This is a genomic window from Pseudoalteromonas sp. NZS127 (genome assembly GCF_015864805.1).
GTDB lineage: Bacteria > Pseudomonadota > Gammaproteobacteria > Enterobacterales > Alteromonadaceae > Pseudoalteromonas > Pseudoalteromonas nigrifaciens.
This window is the reverse complement of sequence record NZ_JADYWN010000003.1, coordinates 201,441-216,696: the sequence shown is the minus strand read 5'-3', so window position 1 is coordinate 216,696 and position 15,256 is coordinate 201,441. Positions and strand designations below refer to the sequence as shown.

The 15,256-nt window shown below is 42.9% G+C and carries 14 protein-coding genes; 6 read left to right on the top strand and 8 right to left on the bottom strand.

Annotated features, from left to right (window positions below; all coding sequences use genetic code 11):
* Positions 1 to 188: 188 nt before the first annotated feature.
* Positions 189 to 1,451: an IS110 family transposase gene (locus I6E78_RS04520; RefSeq protein WP_197182046.1), complete on the top strand. Its 1,263-nt coding sequence runs from the start codon at positions 189 to 191 to the stop codon at positions 1,449 to 1,451.
* Between the two features lie 42 nt (positions 1,452 to 1,493).
* On the opposite strand, the gene I6E78_RS04515 is transcribed toward I6E78_RS04520, so the two are convergent.
* On the bottom strand, positions 1,494 to 1,919 hold the full coding sequence (locus I6E78_RS04515) for a hypothetical protein (protein ID WP_197182045.1): 426 nt from the start codon (positions 1,917 to 1,919) through the stop codon (positions 1,494 to 1,496).
* A gap of 245 nt (positions 1,920 to 2,164) precedes the next feature.
* On the opposite strand from I6E78_RS04515, the gene I6E78_RS04510 reads away from it, so the two are divergent.
* Complete coding sequence (locus I6E78_RS04510) at positions 2,165 to 3,127, top strand: integron integrase (protein WP_197182044.1); 963 nt, start codon at positions 2,165 to 2,167, stop codon at positions 3,125 to 3,127.
* A 74-nt stretch (positions 3,128 to 3,201) separates the two neighbouring features.
* Here I6E78_RS04510 and I6E78_RS04505 read toward each other — a convergent pair whose 3' ends face one another.
* The 7 genes from I6E78_RS04505 to I6E78_RS04475 all read right to left on the bottom strand — a co-directional run bounded on the left by I6E78_RS04505 (position 3,202) and on the right by I6E78_RS04475 (position 10,868).
* Complete coding sequence (locus I6E78_RS04505) at positions 3,202 to 3,972, bottom strand: SDR family oxidoreductase (RefSeq protein WP_086996146.1); 771 nt, start codon at positions 3,970 to 3,972, stop codon at positions 3,202 to 3,204.
* Positions 3,973 to 3,981: 9 nt separating this feature from the next.
* The gene (mmsB, locus tag I6E78_RS04500) at positions 3,982 to 4,872 is read right to left on the bottom strand and encodes a 3-hydroxyisobutyrate dehydrogenase (protein ID WP_041454415.1); all 891 of its coding nucleotides are present in this window, start codon (positions 4,870 to 4,872) and stop codon (positions 3,982 to 3,984) included.
* 4 nt (positions 4,873 to 4,876) lie between these two features.
* On the bottom strand, positions 4,877 to 6,019 hold the full coding sequence (locus I6E78_RS04495; RefSeq protein WP_197182043.1) for an enoyl-CoA hydratase/isomerase family protein: 1,143 nt from the start codon (positions 6,017 to 6,019) through the stop codon (positions 4,877 to 4,879).
* Entirely contained in the window at positions 6,019 to 6,816 is a 798-nt protein-coding gene (locus tag I6E78_RS04490) for an enoyl-CoA hydratase (RefSeq protein WP_011328137.1), read from the bottom strand. The genes I6E78_RS04495 and I6E78_RS04490 overlap by 1 nt, the downstream gene beginning before the upstream one ends.
* 10 nt (positions 6,817 to 6,826) lie before the next feature.
* Positions 6,827 to 7,984, bottom strand: a complete 1,158-nt coding sequence (locus I6E78_RS04485) for an acyl-CoA dehydrogenase family protein (protein WP_197182042.1) — start codon at positions 7,982 to 7,984, stop codon at positions 6,827 to 6,829.
* Between the two features lie 127 nt (positions 7,985 to 8,111).
* Positions 8,112 to 9,602 carry a CoA-acylating methylmalonate-semialdehyde dehydrogenase gene (locus tag I6E78_RS04480; RefSeq protein ID WP_011328135.1) on the bottom strand — a complete coding sequence of 497 codons (1,491 nt, stop codon included), beginning with the start codon at positions 9,600 to 9,602 and terminating at the stop codon, positions 8,112 to 8,114.
* Positions 9,603 to 9,686: 84 nt separating this feature from the next.
* Entirely contained in the window at positions 9,687 to 10,868 is a 1,182-nt protein-coding gene (locus I6E78_RS04475; RefSeq protein ID WP_197182041.1) for a thiolase family protein, read from the bottom strand.
* A gap of 330 nt (positions 10,869 to 11,198) precedes the next feature.
* Between I6E78_RS04475 and I6E78_RS04470 the strand changes: the two genes are divergently transcribed.
* From I6E78_RS04470 to I6E78_RS04455, 4 genes are read left to right on the top strand one after another with little or no spacing between them, the layout of a single operon-like run.
* On the top strand, positions 11,199 to 11,633 hold the full coding sequence (locus tag I6E78_RS04470) for a MerR family transcriptional regulator (protein ID WP_182677687.1): 435 nt from the start codon (positions 11,199 to 11,201) through the stop codon (positions 11,631 to 11,633).
* Between the two features lie 39 nt (positions 11,634 to 11,672).
* The gene (locus I6E78_RS04465) at positions 11,673 to 12,848 is read left to right on the top strand and encodes an isovaleryl-CoA dehydrogenase (protein WP_011328132.1); all 1,176 of its coding nucleotides are present in this window, start codon (positions 11,673 to 11,675) and stop codon (positions 12,846 to 12,848) included.
* A gap of 10 nt (positions 12,849 to 12,858) precedes the next feature.
* The gene (locus I6E78_RS04460; protein ID WP_182677685.1) at positions 12,859 to 14,466 is read left to right on the top strand and encodes a carboxyl transferase domain-containing protein; all 1,608 of its coding nucleotides are present in this window, start codon (positions 12,859 to 12,861) and stop codon (positions 14,464 to 14,466) included.
* 12 nt (positions 14,467 to 14,478) lie between these two features.
* Positions 14,479 to 15,249 (top strand): enoyl-CoA hydratase/isomerase family protein, encoded by a 771-nt coding sequence (locus I6E78_RS04455; RefSeq protein WP_011328130.1) that lies wholly within the window; start codon positions 14,479 to 14,481, stop codon positions 15,247 to 15,249.
* The last annotated feature ends 7 nt before the right edge of the window (positions 15,250 to 15,256 follow it).

Sequence of the window (15,256 nt, the reverse complement as noted above, 5' to 3'; positions counted from 1 at the left end):
TATGCTTCTGTTGGTTACGAATATTGAATGACAAACATCCAATGTTTTTAACAAGACGTTCGAGCCAACAGAGCACCTCGATTTCAAAACGCATACTCAGGGATTGCCGACCAAGACTATCTATAAGACCTGCGAGAAACGAGATTTAAGCACATTCCGTCCTTAACTTTAACCGTAGGCGCTATAAAATGAAAGCATATAACGTTGATAATTTTGCTGTACTCATTGGCATAGATTGGGCCGATAAAAAACATGATATTTGTGAACACCCAACAGGCACTAATAAATACCATTACACCGTTATTAAACACACACCTGAAGCGTTGCATGAATGGGCTATGGATATTAAACAGCGTTATCCAGAGCAGAAAATAGCGATTGTTTGTGAGCTTAAAAAAGGCCCGCTTATTTATGCGTTAGCTAAATACGACCACCTTACTTTATTTACCGTTAATCCTTGTGCCGTTGCTAAATACCGCCAGGCTTTTACGCCCAGTGGCGCAAAAGATGACCCATCAGATGCCTTTGTACAAGTTGAAATTCTCACGTTACACATGAATAAGCTGTCTGTCATTGAGCCTGAGCCTGCAGCTATGCGAACGCTGTCTCAGCTTGTTGAATATCGCCGAAGTTTAGTGCAAGACAGTGTCGATTTATCCAATAAGATAACGGCGACATTAAAGAATTATTACCCGCAGGCACTTGAATGGTTTAAAGAAAAGGACACGTATATATTCTGCGACTTCATTCAGAAATGGCCGTCGCTCACTGCGGTTAAAAAAGCAAGAAAACAGACTTTACTCGACTTTTTTGAGAGTCATAACTCACACTATTGCACGGTCAATAATGCACGGCTAGACAGTATTAAAAATGCGATGCCATTAACTCTAGACGAAGGAGTCATTGTGCCCAATCAAATGCTCGTTGAAGTGCTTATCACCCAATTTAAAGTGTTATTAAAAGGTATTGAAAAGCTCGATAAAGCAATAAAATCGGCCTATAAAGCCCAGCAGGATAAAAAGATATTTGATAGCTTACCCGGCGCAGGTCCACAACTCGCGCCACGTTTACTTGTTGCTTTTGGGAGTAATCGTGCGCGTTATAATGATGCTGCAGAGCTTCAAAAATACGCTGGTATAGCGCCTGTTATTGAGCGCAGTGGTCAAAAGATGTGGACGCATTGGCGTTATAGTTGCCCCACTTTTTTAAGGCAAACATTTGTAGAATGGGCAGGCTTTTCTATTCGTTATTCATTTTGGGCTAAAGCGTATTATGAGCAACAAAAAGCCAAGGGTAAGCCGCACAACAGCATTATTAGATCACTGGCATTTAAATGGATAAGGATTGTATTTAGGTGTTGGAAAACAAATACACCCTACGATGAATCGACGTATTTAGCAGCATTAAAACGCAGAGGCTCACCACTTTTAAAATTTGCAATTAATAGCTAAATTTTACTAGTCGTCCACCTCAGGGCGTGTTGTTAGGCGTACTTAACCATATACTTTTTTATAAAAAGGTTTACGCCCTACAATATATATCTTGATATATATTTTTCTACCTTTTATAGCATCATCGCCCACACTGAAGTAATTTTGATCTTTAAAAGACATTTTTTTGCTGGAGTATGGTTCAATCTTATCATCACCTATATCAAGGGTTGGAGACTCAAAATACTCAAATTTTCTAAATGGCCACCAATTGGAACACAGATGTAATTCCCAATATTGTAAAATTATCGGTTTGGAAGATAGATTTCTAATAAATATAACATGCCCTTGGCTAGGCTGAGATGCAAAGCCATAACCAATATCCACACGAAATCGATTAGTCCAAATTTCCCATATTTTTAGACAAGCTAATATAGTTGATAAAATCGCTCCCCACCAAGCTATATAACTAACACCTGAATCTGGCATAATACTCCTTTGTACGCCTAACAGCTTATTGAACACCACTTTGGGGGTTTATAACACCCCAAAACGGCGTATATTACATGGCTCAATAGTTCCACTAAATAACTACAATGTAAACAAGTAATTACGTATGTTATAAAATCACCGTTGTTAAAATACCCCAAAACGACTTTTAATAATGTTATTGGACAAAATACAATCAACTGTCTATATATACAGTATCAGACTTAAATAATTGAATATCATTTATGAAATCTCTCTTTCTAACCATGATTAAAGATCATATGTATAGCAAGCGTTATGCAAAGAGCACTATTGAAGCTTATTTGTTTTGGATAGCTGCCTATATCCGCTTTAATAATATGCAACACCCAAGCTCTATGGGGGATACTCAAGTGGAATTATATTTAAATCATTTAGTAAACTCGCAAAATGTAGCGCAAGGCACACAAGCCCAGGCATTGAATGCGCTAAGTTTTCTATATAAAGAAATAATTAAAAGTCCTCTCTCATTATCATTAGATTTTGTAAAAAGTGAACGCCCTAGGAAATTACCCGTTGTGCTTACACAAACAGAAGTTTCAGCGTTATTTAAACACTGTATTACAAAGCATTATTTAGCGTGTGCACTACTTTATGGTAGCGGTATGCGGTTAATGGAGGTACTACGTTTGCGGATACAAGATATTGACTTTGATTATAACTGTGTTCGAATTTGGGATGGTAAAGGGGGCAAAAATCGTGTTGTAACGCTTGCAGGAGAACTGATACCACAAATACGAACACAAATTCAATTAGTCGATAATTATTTACAATTAGACCTAAATAACCCGCTGTTTTGTGGCGTGTATATGCCGCATTTATTACGTAAAAAATATCCAAATCATAACAAACAGCTGGGTTGGCAATATTTATTTCCATCTTATAAACTCAGTATTGATCCTGAGAGTAAACAGCTAAGGCGCCATCATATTGATGAAAAGCAATTACAGCGCGCTGTAAAAAAAGCGGCTTTTAATGCACACATTAATAAACACGTTACGCCACATACTTTGCGCCACTCATTCGCTACGCACTTACTGCAAAGCGGCGCTGATATACGCACAGTACAAACACAACTCGGGCACAGTGACGTTCGTACTACACAAATATATACCCATGTTTTACAGCAAGGCGCTAATGGTGTTATTAGCCCTTTTTCAAGATTATAAACGTCTCTATTTAAAACAAAAAAGCACAACCCACACGAGTTATGCTTTTTTAATTAATCTTAAACCAACTCATTTTACAAACGAATGCCGCCGTCTATTTCTACTACGCGACCGGTAAAAAAGTCGTTTTCGATAATATATTGTGCGGTATGGGCTATTTCTGCAGTTTCACCTAAACGCCCTACTGGAGTTACGCTAAGCATGCGCTCTTTAGCTTCTGGTTTCATTACGTCGGTCATTGCGGTGCTTATAACACCTGGTGCAATTGCGCCTACGCGAATACCAAAACGGCCAAGCTCTTTAGCCCATGTAGTAGTAAGCGCTACAACGCCTGCTTTAGAGGCTGCGTAGTTTGTTTGCCCTATGTTTCCGGCGCGCGCTACGCTCGACATATTAACAATAACGCCACCTTTGCCCGACTCAATCATATGGCTGGCGGCTTCGCGGCCTGCCAAAAACACGCCAGTAAGGTTTACGTCTATTACTGATTGAAATTGCTCAAGCGACATTTTTTTAACTACTTTGCCGTCTTTTGCTTTAATAAACATGCCATCGCGTAAAATACCGGCGTTGTTGATCAATACACCAATATGGCCAAAGTCGCTATTAATGGTGTTAAATACCGCTTCCATTTCGCTCTCGTTGGTAACGTTGGCAGCGTAGCCTTGTATACGCGTAGTTACGCCGTCAAGTTGACTTAATTGCTCGGTTGCTGTGTTAAGTGCATCTTGCGCCATATCGATTAGGGCAATGTTTGCGCCCATTTTTGCAAACTTTTGCGCCATAGCAAAACCCAAGCCTTGTGCGCCACCGGTTATTACTACCGTGTTATTTTTAATTTCCACGCGTTACCCCTACTTCGAAAATAATTTAAATATGGCACTAAAATCTTCAGTACCCGCACCTTGGTGCTGCAATGTAGCGTATAAGTCGTTGGCCATTGAACCCATTGGCGTGGCTGATTTACTTTGCTTTGCTGCTTCCATTGCCAAGCCTAGGTCTTTCGCCATTAGATCGACCATAAAGCCTGGTTTGTATTCGTTACTTGCAGGAGCCGACTCCATTACACCCGGACACGGGTTATATAATTCTAACGTCCAGTTACGCCCTGAGCTTGCGGTCATTATGTCGCTAAGCACTTTAGGATCTAGGCCATTATTTATACCCATTTGTAGTGCTTCGCTGGTGCCTGCCATTAAAATGCTCAACAGCATGTTATTACATATTTTTGCAACTTGCCCTGCGCCAATGTCGCCTGCATGAAAAATATTTTTGCCCATATCAACCAGCACAGCATTGGCTTTGTCGAACGCGGCTTTATCGCCGCCTACAATAAAGGTAAGTGTGCCGGCGGTTGCGCCTGCAACGCCACCCGATACCGGTGCATCTACAAAGCTAATACCTTGCTGTGCTAACTCTTTACCAACCACGCGCGCCGATTCGGCATCTATGGTTGAGCAATCAATAACTAAGGTGGTTTTGCTTAAGCTGTTAATTAGCCCGTTTTCACCCAAATAAAGCGCTTTAACATGCTTGCCAGCAGGCAACATGCTAATAAGTATGTCTACGTTGTTGGCACATTGCGTTGCATCTGCGGCTGCGTTTGCACCTTTGCTTTTTAGCTCGTTAACTGTATTTTGGTTTAAGTCGAACACACTTACTGTGTGCCCTGCTTTAATAAGGTTTGCCGCCATGGGCCCACCCATGTTGCCTAAACCAATAAATCCTATATTGAGTTTGCTCATAGCTTTAGCCTTGTTGTAATTGTTTAAGTGGGTGGTTATTGCCATAGCGATCTTCAAAAAAGCTATCTACCACTGAGCTTGGCACGTCGCTGAGTGTTTTGTATTGCCAGTTTGGCGCACCGTCTTTGTCGATTAACAATGCACGTACACCTTCTTGAAACTCACCCACTTCGCCGGCACGTACCGACATACCTAGCTCCATTCTAAAACACTCAGCAAGGCTTTTGCCTTTACTGGTTTTTAATTGGCGGCTTACTAACGCACAACTTAGCGGACAACCATGCTTAAGCGATTTTTGCGCCTTTAGTAGCCATTTGTCGTCTGTGTTTAAGTTTAAAATATAGTCAACCTGTTGTTGTAGCGTAGTAAACTCAGCGAGTTCTTGAATGGTTGCCAAATTTGCTTTGATATTACCTTTAGGTAAACGCCCTGATTGCTGATCTAAATCAGTTAACAGCGTAGTAAGTTTTTCGTGATTTAAGCTGGCCGTTTTACCCCACTTAATGCTGAGTAAACCCGCTAAAAGTGCATCGTATTTGTCTGCTTTTACATAGTGATCGGCAAGGGCAACAAAACGGGCATCGTCGCAATTTATAGACGCTGACGTAAGCCCTAAAAATAATCCAACACTGTGAGGCATTTTATGTAAAAAATAACTGCCGCCAACATCTGGGTATAAGCCAATAGTTTGCTCAGGCATTGCTATACGCGATGTTTCGGTTACTACGCGGTGGCTTGCACCGGCCATTAAGCCTAAACCGCCGCCCATTACAATACCGTTACCCCACACTAATAATGGCTTTTCGTAACAGTGAATTAAATAGTCAAGGCGATACTCTTGCGTAAAAAAATCCTCTACTAAGTCGCTTGCGCTGCCTTGAGCCATTGCGTGGTGCAAACTTACAACATCGCCGCCAGCACAAAAAGCTTTGTCGCCTGCGCCTTTTAATACCACCATGGCAATACTGCTGTCTTGCGCCCAAGCTTTTAGTTGCGGCTCTAATAGTTTGATCATTTCAAAATTAAGGGCGTTTAACGACTTTGGTGCATTTAGCGTAGCAAACGCTATTAAAGTACCGTTTGACGCGGTTGCCGTTTCGAATACGACTGCGTCATCTGCATGATTTAATAATGTTAAGCCGCTCATTAGCCGTTCACCCAATTTGCACGACGCTTTTCTAAAAAGGCACTTACACCTTCTTGCTGATCTTCGGTGTCAAATAAGGCCACAAATAACTCACGTTCTAGCGGTAAAATGCTCGCCATAGGCTGATGACGCCCTTTTTGAATCAATGTTTTACATGCTGCAACCGAAGACGGACTTTGATCGGCCACTTGGTTAGCTAGTTTAAGTGCTGCAGCAAAGCTTTCGCCTTGTGGAACAACTTCTTCAATTAAGCCAATTTGCAGTGCTTTGTCGGCTTTTAAGCGCTCGCCACATAAAATCATGCGTTTTGCCCAGCCTTCGCCTACTAACCATGCTAGGTTTTGTGTACCACCAGCGCACGGTAGTAAACCTACTTTAGCTTCAGGAAGCGCCATTTGTGCTTGCTCTTCAGCAATACGAATATCACACGCGAGTGCTACTTCTAAACCACCGCCCATAGCATAGCCATTAATAGCCGCAACCGACACGCCCCTAAAGTTACTAAGTGCTTCAAATGCTTCGCCAAATACGCGCGACATTTCGGCGGCTACGCCTTTATCGCCACCGGCAAACAAGTTTAAGTCGGCACCGGCACTAAAAAACTTTTCGCCTTCGCCGGTAAGCACTAGTGCATAAATATTTTTATTTTTGTTTAGCTTATTAACGGTGTTTTTTAAGGCAATTAATGTGTCTTTGGTCCAGGTATTTGCTGGCGGGTTTGACATAGTTAATATGGCTACATGACCTTCGGTCGTTAATTCAATGCTAGGATTAGACTTAGTATTTGACTCTGACATAAATAACTCCTTATAAAACTTCGCTAGCTGACTCTGCTAAAATACGACGCGCTATAATAACGCGCATAATTTCGTTAGTGCCTTCTAAAATTTGGTGTACACGTACATCACGTACATGGCGCTCTAATGGGTATTCTTTAATATAACCATAGCCACCATGAATTTGCAGGGCGTCGTTACATACGGTAAAGCCCACATCGGTTGCAAAACGTTTTGCCATAGCACAATACGTGGTTTTTTCGCTGTCGTTATTATCAAGCTTAAACGCAGCCAGCCTTACCATTTGGCGCGCGGCTACAAGCTCGGTGTTCATATCGGCAATTTTAAACTGCAGCGCTTGAAACGCGGCCAGTGGTTTACCAAACTGAGTGCGTTCTTTTAAATATTCGCGGGCCGTATTAAGCGCCGCTTGCGCTGTGCCAATTGAACAGGTTGCAATATTAATGCGCCCGCCATCAAGGCCTTGCATAGCAAATTTAAAACCTTCGCCTTCTGCACCTAATAAGTTATGCGCCGGAATACGCACATCTTCAAAACTAATTAAGCGTGTAGGTTGTGCGTTCCAGCCCATTTTTTCTTCGGCTTTACCGTATTCAACACCTTTAGCGTCGGCAGGTACTATAAAGGCCGAAATACCTTTAGGGCCATCGCATCCGGTGCGCGCCATAACGACTAATACTTCGGTTTCGCCCGCGCCCGAAATAAACATTTTTGAGCCGTTAATTACGTATTCGTCGCCATCGCGTACTGCTTTAGTTTTTAGCGATGCGGCGTCTGAACCTGAGCCTGGCTCGGTTAAACAATACGATGCCAGTAAATCGCCAGTAACCAGTTGTTCGCAGTATTTGTCTTTAGCGGCGTCAGAACCAAAGCTTGCTACCATCCAAGTGGCCATATTATGTATGGTTAACATGGCGGTAGTTGCTGTACAGCCCATAGCAAGTTGCTCAAAAATAATGCTTGAATCTAAGCGCGATAAGCCAAGGCCACCGGCTTCTTCTGGCGTGTAAAGGCCACAAAAACCTAGTTCGCCTGCCGCTTTAATCGTGTCTTTAGGGAAAATATGTTCGCGATCCCACTTAGCGGCGTACGGTGCGAGTTCTGAGTCAGCAAACTGACGTGCTGTTTGAGCAAATGCTTGCTGATCATCTGATAAATTAAAGTCCATATAGACCTCTTCAATTAGTTATGTGCTGTCTAGGTGATTAGTGAAGAGCAACGAAGGTAATAGGAGTTACCTTCGTGCCCTTCTTTATTATTAATTATGCTTTTTATAAACTATTTATTATGAGTAATTACTTTAAGTTAATGCTCATATTTGGACCCGACGCTATGTCGTCTTCAAACCAACGTGAAGTAATGGTTTTAGTTTCGGTATAAAAACGAATACCTTGCTTACCGTAAGTGTGAGTGTCGCCATAAAACGAGCCTTTCCAACCAGTAAACGAAAAGAACGGCAGTGGCACCGGAATTGGCACGTTAATACCTACTTGGCCTACTTCAATTTCGTGTTGGAACTTACGTGCAACTGCGCCGCTTGAGGTAAACAGCGATGTGCCGTTACCGTATGGGCTGTCGTTTATTAGGGCAATGGCTTCATCTAATGTATCTACAAACATACACGCCAGTACGGGACCAAAAATTTCTTCTTTATATAAGTCCATGTCTTTAGTTACATCGGTAAACAACGTTGGGCCTACCCAGTTACCTTGCTCGTAGCCTTCAACCGTAAAGTTTGAGCCGTCAATTAAACACTTAGCGCCTTGCTCTTTACCACCGGCAATAAGCGATAAAATACGTGCTTTTGCAGCCGGTGATGTTTGCGGACCATACGCTGCGCCTGCATCATCCCATACGCCTGGGCGTACACCTTCAAAACCCGCTTTAATTTCATCAACCCAGTCTTTTGCTTGGCCAACAAATACCGCAACCGAAATACCCATACAACGCTGACCAGCGGCACCAACCGACGCGCCAACTAAGTTATTTACCACATGCGATTTGCTGGCATCAGGCATAATAACCATGTGGTTTTTAGCACCCACACACGCTTGTACGCGTTTAAGATTTGCTGTGCCTTTTGAATAAATATAAGCGCCAACGCCACACGAGCCAACAAACGAAATAGCGCGTACTGCTTTGTCCTCTAGTATGCGATCTACTTGTGGTTTTGTACCATGTACTACTTGTAACACGCCTTTTGGCGCGCCAGCTTCCATAAATAACTCAGCTAAGCGCATTGGCGTAAGTGGATCTTGCTCAGACGGTTTTAAAATAAAGGTGTTACCACACACAATTGCCAGCGGAAACATCCATAATGGGATCATTGCCGGAAAGTTAAACGGCGTAATACCCGCACACACACCTAAGGGTTGCATGTAAGAATAAGTATCGATTTTACGCGCTACGTTTTCCATGGTTTCGCCCATCATTAATGACGGTGCGTTAGCCGCTTGCTCAACTACTTCAATACCACGCCATACATCGCCTTTAGCGTCTTCAAATGTTTTACCCAGCTCATGACAAATAATAGTGGCAAGCTCGTCGTGGTGCTCTTTTAATAGCGCAGCGTATTTCATCATAATGCGCGCGCGCTCAGTAATTGGCACATCTTTCCACGTTTTAAACGTTTCTGAAGCCGAGGCAATAGCTGCATCCATTTCTGCGTCTGTGGTGCAAGGTACTTGGGCTAGCACTTCTTGGTTGGCTGGGTTTATTACGTCAATAAGTTCTTTTGAGCTTGATTGAATAAATTCGCCATTAATCAGTAGTGGTACTTGGTGCATAATTAAATCCTGTTTTATAAGAGTGTTAGTGCAGCTTTATTATTATAATTAGCGCTGCATTGATTATTATTTTGTGATGAAAAATTAAAGTGTTTCTACTGCCATGGCCACGGCTTCACCGCCACCAATACATAAAGACGCTACGCCTTTTTTAAGGCCACGATTTTTAAGTGCATGAATAAGCGTTACTAAAATACGTGCGCCGCTTGCACCAATTGGATGGCCCAATGCACATGCACCGCCGTTTACGTTTACTTTGTTTTCATCTAGTTTAAGCTCGTTAATAGCAAGCATAGTAACCATGGCAAACGCTTCGTTAATTTCCCACAGGTCAACATCGGCTGTAGTCCAACCGGCTTTTTCTAGTACCTTGTTCATTGCGCCCACTGGCGCTACTGTAAATTCGCTTGGTTTTTGAGAATGCGTGCTGTGCGCTACAATTTTACAAAGCGGGGTTAAGCCCTGCTCTTTGGCTTTTGACTCGCTCATTAAAATAAGTGCTGCGCCACCGTCTGAAATTGACGATGAGTTAGCGGCTGTAATAGTGCCGTCTTTTTTAAATGCAGCACGCAGGCTCGGAATTTTTTCTGGGCGGGCATTACCTGGCTGCTCGTCAATCGCAACGGTAACGTCACCTTTGCGTGTTTGCATAGTGTGCGGTGCAACTTCGTTATTAAAGCTGCCGTTTTCAATTGCGGCTTTTGCTTTGGTAAGCGAGCTTAGTGCAAAGTTATCCATTTGTTCACGGCTTATACCGTATTCATCGGCGGTGTCTTGTGCAAAACAACCCATAGCTTTGTTGTCGTAAGCATCTTCAAGGCCATCGCTCATCATGTGATCTTTAATTTCGCCATGCCCCATGCGCATGCCGCCGCGAGCTTTGGGAATAAAGTACGGTGCATTACTCATACTTTCCATGCCACCAGCCACTGCTGAGTTTATAGAGCACGCTTTAATTAGATCATGTGCCAACATTGCCGCTTTTAAGCCAGAGCCACACACTTTATTTATAGTGGTAGCGCCCGTGCTAAGTGCTAGGCCTGCTTTTAACATTGCTTGACGAGCAGGCGCTTGGCCTACACCAGCAGGTAATACACAGCCCATAATTACTTCATCAATAGCATCTGTGCTTAGGCCTGTTTCTGCCAATGCACTAGCAATAGCGGTTGCCCCCAGCTCAGTTGATTGCGCATCATTAAGTGCGCCCATAAATCCACCCATAGGGGTGCGTTTTGCTGCTACAATAACAACGGCTTCAGTAGTCATAAAAAGGCTCCATTTAGTAATTGGCCCCGTGCAATTTAATGCGCTGAACCAAACAATTTATTTATAATCTGTTTACGAGCATACATAATATTTACGTTTACGCCAACGTAAATCTAAAATCAACTTTTAGTTGACTGTAAAAACTGTAAACTTATTTGTATTATGTTTCATTACACTTCAGTAAAAACGCCTACGCAGGCTTTAAAGCCTAACTTTAATGAAAGTTTACTCGCCATTTTCATTAGTCTAAAGTATTACACAAACATCTTGCTTTACCTTTACGTAAACTTCACTTATATTGGGGTTATTCGAATGAGGTAAAACACTATTATGAAACCAGATAATCAATCAAGCTTTGCAACGTCGGCCACTGTGCCTGCCAATAACGAACAAACTTTTAGTATTAGCGAACTCGCAAAGGAGTTTGACATTACCACCCGCTCTATCCGCTTTTATGAAGACCAAGGGCTTGTTACGCCAAGTAGAAATGGCCAAACCCGTATTTACTCTAAACGCGATAAAGTACGCTTAAAATTAATTTTACGTGGTAAACGCTTAGGTTTTACGCTGGCAGAAACAGGACGTTTGTTTGAACTTTACGACGCCGACAAATCAAGTGCTAAGCAGCTGGTAACTATGCTGGACCTTATTAGCGAGAAAAAAGCCGACCTATCACAACAAATGGACGACATTAAAGTTGTTCTTATGGAATTGGTAACAGCCGAGCGCCGTTGCCGCGACACACTTAATAAAATAGATGAGTAATACGCGGTATTAACTTAATCAATCACACAGGAATGAATCATGAGCACTATTTCACTATATAAAGAAATGAACTTTGGCCTTGGCGAAACCGCCGATATGATCCGCGGACATGTAAACAGCTTTGCCAGCCAAGAAATTGCCCCACTAGCCGAAAAAACTGACCTTGATAACGCTTTCCCAAATCAACTTTGGCCACAAATGGGCGAAATGGGTTTATTGGGAATGACAGTAGCTGAAGAATTTGGCGGTGCTGGTTTAGGTTATTTAGAGCATGTTATTGCCATGGAAGAAATTAGCCGTGCAAGTGCTTCTATTGGCCTAAGCTATGGTGCGCATTCAAACCTGTGTGTAAACCAAATTAATCGTAACGGCACGCAAGCCCAAAAAGAAAAATACTTGCCTAAGCTTATTAGCGGTGAGCACATTGGTGCCCTTGCTATGAGCGAGCCAAATGCGGGTTCAGACGTAGTTTCAATGAAACTTAAAGCCGAGAAAAAAGGTGATAAGTACATTTTAAACGGTAATAAAATGTGGATCACCAATGGTCCAGATGCGCATACTTTAGTTATTTACGCTAAAACCGATTTAACTGCCGGCGCAAAAGGTATTACTGCATTTATTGTAGAGAGCGACTTTCCTGGTTTTTCAACCGCGCAAAAGCTCGACAAACTTGGTATGCGTGGCTCAAATACCTGTGAACTGGTATTTGAAAACTGCGAAGTACCCGAAGAAAACATTTTAGGTAACTTAAACGAAGGCGTTAAGGTATTAATGAGCGGCCTAGACTACGAGCGCGTAGTACTTGCAGCAGGCCCACTGGGTATTATGCAAGCGTGTATGGATATTGTTGTACCTTATATTCATGAGCGCAAACAGTTTGATACGCCTATTGGTCAGTTTCAGTTAATTCAAGGTAAAGTAGCCGACATGTATACGCAAATGAACGCCGCACGCTCGTATGTATATACAGTGGCTCGCTCGTGTGATCGCGGTGAAACCACCCGTAAAGATGCTGCCGGTGCTATTTTATATGCAGCAGAGCTGGCAACTAAAATGGCGCTAGATGCCATTCAAATTTTAGGTGGCAATGGTTATATAAATGAATACGCAACGGGCCGCCTACTACGTGACGCCAAATTATATGAAATTGGTGCAGGTACCTCAGAAATACGCCGTATGCTAATTGGCCGCGAACTTTTCACTGAAAGCCGTTAAGGATTAAATAATGACGATTTTAACATCGAGCGTTAATCCTCACGATCCAACGTTTGTACAAAACCATAAAAATATGTCGGCGTTGGTAGATGATTTACGTAATAAAGTGGCAACCATTAGCCAAGGTGGCGGCGCTGCATTAAAAGAGCGCCACGAAGGCCGCGGTAAATTATTTGTACGCGACCGTATTAGCACTTTAATTGACGAAGGTTCGCCATTTTTAGAAATTTCGCAATTTGCCGCCTTTGGTGTTTACGAGCAAGAAATTGCGTGTGCCGGTGTAGTAGCAGGTATTGGCCGTGTTAAAGGTGTTGAATGCATGATTATTGCAAACGATGCCACGGTTAAAGGCGGTACTTACTTTCCGCTAACGGTTAAAAAGCATTTACGCGCGCAAGATATTGCTGAACGTTGCCATTTACCTTGCATTTATTTAGTTGATTCGGGCGGTGCAAACTTGCCAGAGCAAGATGATGTATTTCCAGATAAGCTGCATTTTGGCCGTATATTTTACAACCAAGCCCGTATGTCGGGTAAAGGTATTCCACAAATTGCTGTGGTTATGGGTTTATGTACCGCAGGCGGTGCCTATGTACCGGCCATGGCCGATGAAAGCATAATTGTAAAAGATCAAGGCACTATATTTTTAGCGGGTCCGCCTCTTGTTAAAGCTGCAACCGGTGAAGTAGTAACCGCCGAAGAGCTTGGTGGTGCCGACGTGCACTGTAAAACATCGGGGGTTGCCGATCATTACGCGCAAAATGACGAACATGCGTTGTCGATTGCGCGCCAATGTATAGCGCGTATTAATTACACCCGCCCTACTGCGCCGTTGCTAGAGGAAGTTAAAGCACCTCGTTATGATATTAACGAGCTTTACGGCATTGTTGGCACCGATCTTAAAAAGCCATTTGATGTACGCGAAGTAATAGCGCGCACAGTTGATGACTCATCGTTTGACGAATTTAAACGCTACTTTGGCGAAACCCTAGTAACGGGGTTTGCGAGTATTTATGGCCACCCAGTGGGCATAGTCGCTAACAACGGTATTTTGTTTAGTGAGTCGGCGCAAAAAGGCGCGCACTTTATTCAGCTATGTACGCAGCGCAACATTCCTTTAGTGTTTTTACAAAACGTAACCGGCTTTATGGTAGGTAAAAAATACGAAGCCGAAGGTATAGCTAAACACGGCGCTAAAATGGTTATGGCGGTATCGTGCGCCGATGTGCCTAAATTTACCGTACTGATTGGTGGCTCATATGGCGCAGGTAATTACGGCATGTGTGGCCGTGCATTTGAACCTACCATGATGTGGATGTGGCCCAATGCGCGTATTTCTGTAATGGGCGGCGAGCAAGCAGCCGGTGTAATGACGCAAGTTAAGCAAGACGGTTTAGCCCGTAAAGGCCAAAGCATGAACGAGCAAGAAGTAAGTGACTTTAAACAGCCAATTATTGATCAGTACGAAGAGCAAGGACATCCGTATTATGCCAGCGCCCGCTTATGGGATGACGGCATTATTGATCCTGCCGACACACGTAGCGTTTTAGGACTTGCCTTAAGTGCCGCTAGTAATGCACCAGTGCAAGAGTCAAAATTTGGCGTATTTAGAATGTAATCGGAGCGTAAAATGTCAGTTACTCTACAAATAACAAAATCAAATGTGGCGGTACTCGTTTTAAGCCGCCCAGAAAAACGCAATGCATTTAACAGCGAAGTCATTCAAGAGCTTATAAAATGTATTGAACATGCTAATACGCTCGATATTCGCGCCTTGGTGTTAAAAACTGAGGGCAAACATTTTTCAGCGGGTGCCGATTTAGCCTGGATGAAATCGATGGCAGATAACAATGTTAACGATAATTTAGCCGATTCAATGCAGTTAGCTAAATTAATGCAAGTGTTAGCAACAAGCCCGCACCCTACTATTTGTGCCGTGCAAGGCGCTGCGTTTGGCGGCGCTTTGGGTTTAATTGCCTGTTGCGACATTGCAATATGCCAAGACAATGCGCAATTTTGCCTAAGCGAAGTAAAGCTGGGGCTTATTCCTGCGGTTATTAGCCCTTATGTTATTAAAGCCATTGGTGAGCGTGCAGCGCGTAGATACTTTTTAACTGCTGAGGTGTTTGATGCGCATACCGCTAAGCAACTTGGGTTAATTCATCAAGTAACCGGTAATTTAGAATGTGCGCTCGACGCTATGCTGCAAACATTGATTGATAATGGCCCGGTTGCAGTAAAAGCGGCAAAAGCACTTATTAACGATGTAGCAAATAAAGAAATAACCGATGAGCTAATTGAGCTTACCGCTCATCGTATTGCCAAAATTCGTGTATCGGATGAAGGCCAAGAAGGCTTAAGCGCTTTTTTTGACAAACGTCCACCACAATGGCAACTGTAGGATCAAT